Genomic DNA, 7,227 nt, shown 5'->3' with positions numbered 1-7,227 from the left:
GGTCTGGCTGGGGCAGCTGCTCACCGCCCTGCTCACGGACGGCGGCCGCACCCCGCACCACCCCGGCGCGGCCCCCCCCCGCATACCCCCCCCGCCGCCCCCCCCCCGCCCCGCCCCTACGACGCCTCCGACCACGCCCTCGCCCGCTTCGCCCCGGACGTCGCCGCCGCGGCGGCCGACCTGGCACCGCGGGTCACCGCTGACCTGCTCGCCGAGGTCACGGCCGAGATCCCCGACGCCTGGCTCACCGACGAGCCCGGCTTCGACACCCCGGACGACCTGCGCCGGGCCTACGCCGGGCCGCTGCTCGCGCGGGCCGGGGTCGTCCACGAACGCATCACCGGCATCGAGGGGACCAAGTGAGCGAGACCCACATCCACATGGCCGGCCATGTCACCGAGCGGCACATCACCCGGGCGGGGCAGGGCGGCGACCGGGACGTGTTCGAGTACGCGCTGCTGCGGGTCGTACCGCGCGTGGAGCGCGGCGAGTGCATCAACGCCGGCGTCGTCGTCTACAGCCGTGCGCAGGGCTACGTCGGCGCCCGCACCCACCTGGACGAGGTCCGGCTGCTCGCCCTGGACCCGGAGGCGGACGTGGCCGGGATCCGGGCGGTGCTCGGCGCGGTCGAGCGCCACTGCGCGGGCGGTGCTCAGGCCGGGCAGGCGGCCGGGGACGACGCCGGGCGCCGCTTCCGCTGGCTGATCGCGCCCCGCTCCACGATCGTCCAGCCCGGTCCCGTGCACACCGGCCTGACCACGGACCCGGCGGCCGAGACGGAGCGGTTGCTGGACCTCTTGGTGAGGTAATGGATCACGCCGTGCACGAGCTCGTCAGTGGGCCTTCCACTTCGCATTGTCCGGAATCGTCTTGTCAGGCACTCGCACCTGGATGATGGACGGGCCGCTGGAGTTCTCCAGTGCACCCGTCACGGCATCGCTCAGCTCCCTGTACGTGCCGACTTCCCATCCCTGGCAGCCGAAGACCTCTGCCAGCCTGCTGTAGTCCCACCGGTGCAGCAGGCAGGGCTTGTAGAACGGCTCGTCGGAATGGAATACCGCCGCGTCAGCCAGCCACTGCTCTACGGCGTACACGCCGTTGTCGATGACGAAGATGATCGGGTCGAGGCCGAACCGGGTCTGTGTCGAGAGGCACTGGGCGGTCATCTGGAAACCGCCGTCCCCCGAGAACACCATGACCTTGTGGCCGGGACCCTTTGCCAGGCAGATGCCCGTCGCAGCGGGCCCGCTGTAACCGATCGACGAGTAGGACGACTGAACGATGAACCCTCCCGGGCTGGGGATGTCGAGCAGCAGACTCCCGAAGTAGTTCATGCTCGCGTCGGCGCTGACGATGGTGTTCCTGTCGATGTACTGCTGGATGTAGTTGTAGAACCCCTGGTACGTGACGACATCGGTCTCGCTCACGGCCGGCACGCTGCGAGCCGGCTTTTCCGGCAGTTTCCGTTCCTTGGGCGCGATCTTCTCCGCCAGGATGCCGTCGATCAGGTGCTCGAGCGCGACCTGGCCGCCGAAGTACGTTCCGAACTTGACCGCGTCCATCGACGCGAACGCGGTCTTGTCGTAGTCGGGGTCCCAGCCCAGGGAGTTGATGTCCGTCAGCCACACGCCGAGGGCCAGTATGAAGTCGGACGCGTCGGCCAGATCCGTCACGGTGGTCGATGATGCCTGGCCGTCGAGGACGCCGACGAAGAGCCCGTCGTCCTCGGAAAGGACGGACTTGCTGAGCAGTTCCGTGACGAACGGGACGTTCAGTTGCTGGATCAGGCTCATGGCCTTGTCCTGAAGGCCGAGCCGGTCGATTTCCACGCCGAGCCAGATGAGTGGGTTCTCGGCGCTCTCGAGTTGTGCGGAGATCCGTGTGACCGACTGTTCCAGGCTGGTCTCGTCCGACAGGGTCCTGGCCGGCTTCAGCACGCCCCTCGGCGGCTCGCACTCCAGGTCGACCATGTCCTGGAGCAGCTCGACATAGATCGGGCGCCGTTCGGTGATGCACTGGGTCAGTGCGTAATCTATCAGCGTCGGCGCGAGGTCCGGATTGTCGATCCGTATGGCTGCGACCGTCAGGTGCTCGAACGACTGAAGATCCGTCTGGCGTCCGCTGATGAAGTGATGCGCGCTGTAGCCGGTCTGCTCGAAGGTGATGGTCTTCTTCACGCTCGGTGTGCCGTTGATCAGCACGAGCGGCACCTTCTCGACATAGGCACCGGCAACCGCGTTCACCGCACACAAGGCGCCTGCCGAGTAGGTGACACAGAGGGCGCCGATTCCCTTCAGCCTTGCGTAGCCGTCCGCCGCGTAGCCGGCGTTCACCTCGTTGACTTCCTCGACGATCTGAACGCCGCTCGGCGCGACGTAGTGGTTCAGCCACTCGATGGAATAGTCTCCCGCGATGGCGAACAGGTGGTCCAACCCGAGTTGGCGGAGCCGGTCCACCAGGTACTGTCCTACAGTGCAGCCCTCGTTCATGGTGGGAACACCTCCGTGGTCAGTAGTCGCTCGCGCCGCCGAACAGCCGGGGCATGTAGATGTCGAAGATCCCCGGGCACTTGCGTGCCGGGTACCGCTGCAGCAGGAAGTTCTTGAAGGCGTCGTCCGTCAGCCCATTGCCGATTGCCTGCCGGGCGGCAGCGAGGTACTCGATGTTGCGTGCGACTTCGTTCTTGTCGGCCGGCAGGCCGTGGCCCGGCATGAACAGCTCGTAGTCCGACAGCAGCATCCCCTGCAGCACCCGCATCCAGTGGTCCATGTGTTTCGTCAGGTACAGATGGGTGCCGCTGTAGACCAGGTCCTGAGCGAAGTACACGCCTGCCCCTGGAAGCCTGAGGGTGAGGTGGTAGTCGATCTCGGTGTCCGTCACCCGGTCGAAGACGTACCTGACCCCGTCGATCGTCTCTTCACCGGGTCTTGCGACTTCCTTGGGAACGACCACGCGCTCCGGGGCGAGGTCACCGAGTTTCCAGTGGTCGCTCCTCGAGTCTTCCCCATGCTCCTGGATGAAGGTCATGGTCTCGGACAACGCGTAGACCGTGATGTCGGTGAACGCAGTCCCCACACCGAACCAGTGGTCGGGGTGCCGGTGAGAGAGGTACAGCCTTTCGATCGGCTTGCCCAGGCTGTCCGCGTAGTCCCTGAACGCCCTTGCATAAGGCACGAGAAACTGCGCGTCGACGAGAACCAGCTGGTTCCTGGTCTCGATGATGTGCGTGGCGTTCGCGATGTTGTCGTACGCGAAGGACGCGACGAAGGTATGGATGCGGACATCGTCCGTCTGCTTCACGACCATGGCGATGGGATCTGACACCTGGGCTAGCATTCGAGGCCCCTTCGGGGTTGTGCGGTCCGCTCTCGCAGTTCCTCCAACGCGGCCCTCGCGACGTCGTAGGCGCTGTCCCTGCCGGGCACCGGATCGTCCTCGCCGGGCCGCCAGAAGCGCCGGCGTGCCATGCGCATGGAGCTGTCGAACGGCGGGATCGCGTTGAACACTTCGATCAGGTACGGCCCGCGGTACACCGGCTCGATCTCGTTCGAGATGATGTCCCACGGGATCCAGCTGTCCTTCACCGCTCCCCGGTCGGGCGCGGATATATGGACGTAATAGAGCCGGTCCTGCTGCGTCGCTCGCGCGACATTTTTCTTGAAGACCGAGGGACCCTGGCTTTCCATCACGACCTGCGCGGTGTCGATCGTCACGCCACCTTGCGGGTGCTCGAGGCCCTCGAGGAAGTCCAGTACCTCCGACACCATGTTGGGTGGCGGTGTCTCCCAGCTCTTGACGGGCTCGATGGCGAGCCTCACTTCTTGCGCCACGGCGTACTCCACCAGCTCTTCGAAGACGGAACGGGCTGCGTCAAAGCGAGGCTTCATCCAGTCCTGCAGGGCGTCGCTCCAGATCGGCTCATCGGTGTCCGTGACCGGAAAGATCCCGTAGGGGTAGAGGAAGGGCCCGGACATGATCGAGTCGCCGCCCAGGACCCGTGTGATGTCGACGCGTGACTTGAGGTAGGACAGGGCTTGCCTGCGCTGCTCCTCGTAGGGCGATGTCGGGTCGAAGGTCCGGGTGGTCCCGACGTTGGTGGTGAACTTCACCTCCCCCAGCCCCGCCTTGTCGAACTCCTTCTTGAGAGCGACGTAGCGGTCGGTCTCGAGCTTGTGATCGACGGTCGCGGGCTGGGCGGCGATATGCACGTCGAAGCCGTCGTAGCCCATGTCGGTGAGGGTCCTGAGGTGATCGATCAGGACCCGCGTGTACCGGGCGTCCAGCGGGCGCAGATCGGCCGTGAACATGAAGAAGCTGAAGTAGACGTCTCGTCCGAGTATCGCGTTCATCGTCACCAACCCAGGACATCTGTGAGGTAGGCGCGGGCCTTCTTGGCGTACTCGAGCGGGACGGCCTTGTTCGGGTCCTGCTCGGCTTCCACGACCAGCCACCCCTGGTAATGCACGTCGGCCAGCACTTCGAGGATGGGCCGGAAGTCGATCGCGCCGTCTCCGGGCACGGTGAAGACGCCCAGCTCGATGGCCTCCTGGAACGAGAGGCCTTCTTCGCGCACCCGGCTGACGACTTCGGGCCGGATGCTCTTCAGGTGGACATGGCCGATGCGGTCGGCGTAGGCCCTGGCCACCTCCAGCGGGTCGTCGCCGGCGAAGGCCAGGTGCCCGGTGTCGAGCAGCAGGTGGACCAGGGCCGGATCGGTCGAGGCCATCAGCCGGTCGATGTCGGCGCGGGTCATGACGCCCGTGCCCATGTGGTGGTGGTAGCTGAGTTTCATCCCGGCCGAGCCGGCGATCTTGCCGAGCTCGTCCAGGCCCGACGTGAGGGCGTCCCACTGGGCGTCGGTGAAGACCGGGCGGTTGGCGAACACGTCCACGGGGAGCAGGTGTGACGAAGCTCCGAACTCGGCCACCACCAGCTCATCGCCGCCCAGCGCCTTGATATGGGCCAGGGTCTCCTCGAAAGCGGCGATGGTCTTCTGCCGCATGTTGCCGATCGTGAAGTACGTGCTCGTCCAGGGCTCGGACACACTCAGGCCGCGTAGAGCGAGGGCGGCCTTGAGCTCTCCGGCATCCGAGGGGTACTTGTGTCCGATGCTGCAGCCCTGGAAGCCGGCGAGCGCCATCTCGCTCACGGCCTGGCCGAAGGAGATTCCGGCGTCGATGGTGGGGAAGTCGTCGTTCCACCACAGGGTGCAGCAGACGCCGAGCTTCACCTTCTCCGGGCTGAGGCGGTCGGCCAGATCCGTCATCTCGTCGCCTCTTTCAGGTAGCGGTCCGCGATGCGGGGTGGCTGGGCCCAGGAGCCGTATCCGGGTGCCTTGGCACCTGGAGGATTGGCGCCGATGGCTCGCCACAGCAGCCCTTCCTGGTAGGAAGCGGCGGTGACCGTGGAGGTGCCTGACGCCGTGTCGGACCCGTAGCGGTCGGTCCACTCGGGCGGCAGCGCGTACCACATCCCGGCGTACCAGAGCTTGATCACATTGCGGGCCACGGGGCCGAGCCGGTCGTCGCTGAAGATCCGGTGGCGCACGGCCCGGTCGAACCGAGCTGCGTCGATGGGAGTTCGGGCGTTGCTCGCGACATCGACGGCCGCGTCGGCCCGGGCTGCCCGGTGGGCGTCCAGGAGGGCGGTGACGACCTCGTCGCCGCAGGCAGACCGGACTTTGGCCAGGTAGTCGTAAGCCATGCCGGTGCCGAGCAGATCGGTCTCCGCGAAGGCGGTCAGGTCGACCGACAGGGAGATGAATTCCTCGAACGACGGGCCGGTCATCGTGTCACCGCCTGGGTCTTCTCACCTGCACCAAGTGAGGTCTGCGGTTCGGATCCGACCGCGGCCGGGATCTCGAAGGTGGGGGCCGCGTGCAGGCCGTCGCTGCCCGGCAGGGGGTTGCACACCAGCCGGTTGAAGCCGTCGCGCAGGCGGAACATCGCGCAGACGGCGTCCTGCATCAGGCTTGGCCGCCCGTTGAACGCCTTGGTGAGCAGGGCGAGGAGGGCACCGTAGTCGGCGTTGAAGTCCCGGGCGGTACGGGCGAGTTCCGATCCGGGCGGGAAGTCGGCCAGCCGGGCGCTCACCTTCACCTTGTACACATCGTCCCAGGAGATGCTCAGCGGCGGCCCGGATGGTGCGTCGGGTTCGTCGCCCAGCTGGTAGTAGCGGCCGAGCTGCAGTTGCCGGAACCGGTAGTAGTGGGCCAGCTCCCCGTCCGCGTCGTAGATGCCTGAGTCGAGGCCTTCGCCCTGAGCGGCGATGAATCGGAGCGCCTGGCGGGCCGAGTCCAGATCGGAGACGACGATCACCGCCCCGCCGCCGGAGTAGTAGTACTCGGGCCCCACCTGCAGGGCCGGACTCCCGCAGAAGAGCCCGGGGTCGTCGGCCGCCACCTTCTCGAGTCCTTCGATGATCTCCTCGTAGAACTCGCCGATGCTGTAGAAGCGCATCCCCTCGACCGTCGGGCTGGAGGCCAGGAGCGGCCTCCCGCTGTCCGTCGTGCGCACCAGCCGTGCGTCGGCGCTGGGGGCCTTGCCCGGCCGTTCGATCTTGCAGAACGTCTCCACCGCCTCGGGGGAGAAGGGCCGCAGGTCGACGGTGAAGTCCTGCTCCCCGTCGGGCAGGTAGGCGGGGTAGGACGGCACGAAGCCGGGACGGGTCAGGTCGGGCTTCCCGCCGATGGCGTTCAGGACGTTGGCGACGAGGGTCAGATGCAGCATCTCCTCCACCGCGGCCACCCGGATGATGTGGGCGGCGTCGGAGTTCGTGGTGGAGCGTATGGAGTAGTACGCGGTCAGGTACGGCGGGATGGTCGCGTGCTCGAGCGCCAGCGCCGCGTTCAGATAGCTGATCAGGTCGGTGCGGTTCTCGATGGTCGACGCGGTCATCGGGCTACCTCCTCGATGGTCGCCGCGTGGTGCCGGTGAGAGGTGACGTCGGTCGGCGCGGTTTCGTCGTCGAGCTGGGCCAGCATGCCCCGGGCGCTGCGCAGGCACAGGGCGGCGATGGTGAGGGTCACGTTCGACGTGCCCACGGTGGGCATGCTTCCCCCGCCGACCAGGTAGAGGTTCTCGTGATCCCAGCAGCGCTGATCCGGGTTGACCACCGAGGTCGCCGGGTCGCGGCCCATCGTGTGGGTGCCGGCGAGATGGTTGCCCCCGCGGATCTCGTACCCCTCGCCGGCGTGGACGGTGTAGCCCCAGAAGTTCGGGTCGTACA

8 protein-coding genes and 1 pseudogene are annotated in these 7,227 nt (G+C 66.9%); 2 read left to right on the top strand and 7 right to left on the bottom strand.

Going from position 1 to position 7,227, the window contains the following annotated elements; genetic code table 11:
* Positions 1-363 (top strand): annotated as a pseudogene (locus ABT288_RS48795) (hypothetical protein); the annotation flags it as partial.
* Complete coding sequence (locus ABT288_RS48790; protein WP_351623190.1) at positions 360-809, top strand: DUF3037 domain-containing protein; 450 nt, start codon at positions 360-362, stop codon at positions 807-809. The pseudogene ABT288_RS48795 and the gene ABT288_RS48790, both read left to right, overlap by 4 nt.
* Positions 810-833: 24 nt before the next feature.
* Here ABT288_RS48790 and ABT288_RS48785 read toward each other — a convergent pair whose 3' ends face one another.
* From ABT288_RS48785 to ABT288_RS48755, 7 genes are all read right to left on the bottom strand, one after another.
* Entirely contained in the window at positions 834-2,489 is a 1,656-nt protein-coding gene (locus ABT288_RS48785; protein ID WP_351623188.1) for an alpha-keto acid decarboxylase family protein, read from the bottom strand.
* A gap of 19 nt (positions 2,490-2,508) precedes the next feature.
* Positions 2,509-3,324 (bottom strand): MBL fold metallo-hydrolase, encoded by an 816-nt coding sequence (locus ABT288_RS48780; RefSeq protein ID WP_351623186.1) that lies wholly within the window; start codon positions 3,322-3,324, stop codon positions 2,509-2,511.
* A 5-nt stretch (positions 3,325-3,329) separates the two neighbouring features.
* Positions 3,330-4,349: a sugar phosphate isomerase/epimerase family protein gene (locus ABT288_RS48775; protein ID WP_351623184.1), complete on the bottom strand. Its 1,020-nt coding sequence runs from the start codon at positions 4,347-4,349 to the stop codon at positions 3,330-3,332.
* A gap of 2 nt (positions 4,350-4,351) precedes the next feature.
* Entirely contained in the window at positions 4,352-5,266 is a 915-nt protein-coding gene (gene iolE, locus ABT288_RS48770; protein ID WP_351623182.1) for a myo-inosose-2 dehydratase, read from the bottom strand.
* Complete coding sequence (locus ABT288_RS48765) at positions 5,263-5,787, bottom strand: hypothetical protein (RefSeq protein ID WP_351623180.1); 525 nt, start codon at positions 5,785-5,787, stop codon at positions 5,263-5,265. The genes iolE and ABT288_RS48765 overlap by 4 nt, the downstream gene beginning before the upstream one ends.
* Positions 5,784-6,896 (bottom strand): ferritin-like domain-containing protein, encoded by a 1,113-nt coding sequence (locus tag ABT288_RS48760; RefSeq protein ID WP_351623178.1) that lies wholly within the window; start codon positions 6,894-6,896, stop codon positions 5,784-5,786. Before ABT288_RS48760 ends, ABT288_RS48765 begins: the two co-directional genes overlap by 4 nt.
* On the bottom strand, positions 6,893-7,227 hold a 335-nt coding region (locus ABT288_RS48755), incomplete at its 5' end, for a GMC oxidoreductase (protein ID WP_351623177.1). The genes ABT288_RS48755 and ABT288_RS48760, both read right to left, overlap by 4 nt.

This window comes from Streptomyces sp. NPDC001093 (genome assembly GCF_040298985.1).
Lineage (GTDB): Bacteria > Actinomycetota > Actinomycetes > Streptomycetales > Streptomycetaceae > Streptomyces.
Note: the sequence above shows the minus strand (reverse complement) of the source record. Positions and strands in the feature narration are given on the sequence as shown.

Excerpts from the sequence above, each read along its gene's own strand:
- ABT288_RS48765 (WP_351623180.1), bottom strand. The coding sequence starts at position 5,787 with ATGACCGGCCCGTCGTTCGAGGAATTCATCTCCCTGTCGGTCGACCTG.
- ABT288_RS48785 (WP_351623188.1), bottom strand. The coding sequence starts at position 2,489 with ATGAACGAGGGCTGCACTGTAGGACAGTACCTGGTGGACCGGCTCCGC.
- ABT288_RS48775 (WP_351623184.1), bottom strand. The coding sequence starts at position 4,349 with ATGAACGCGATACTCGGACGAGACGTCTACTTCAGCTTCTTCATGTTC.
- iolE (WP_351623182.1), bottom strand. The coding sequence starts at position 5,266 with ATGACGGATCTGGCCGACCGCCTCAGCCCGGAGAAGGTGAAGCTCGGC.
- ABT288_RS48760 (WP_351623178.1), bottom strand. The coding sequence starts at position 6,896 with ATGACCGCGTCGACCATCGAGAACCGCACCGACCTGATCAGCTATCTG.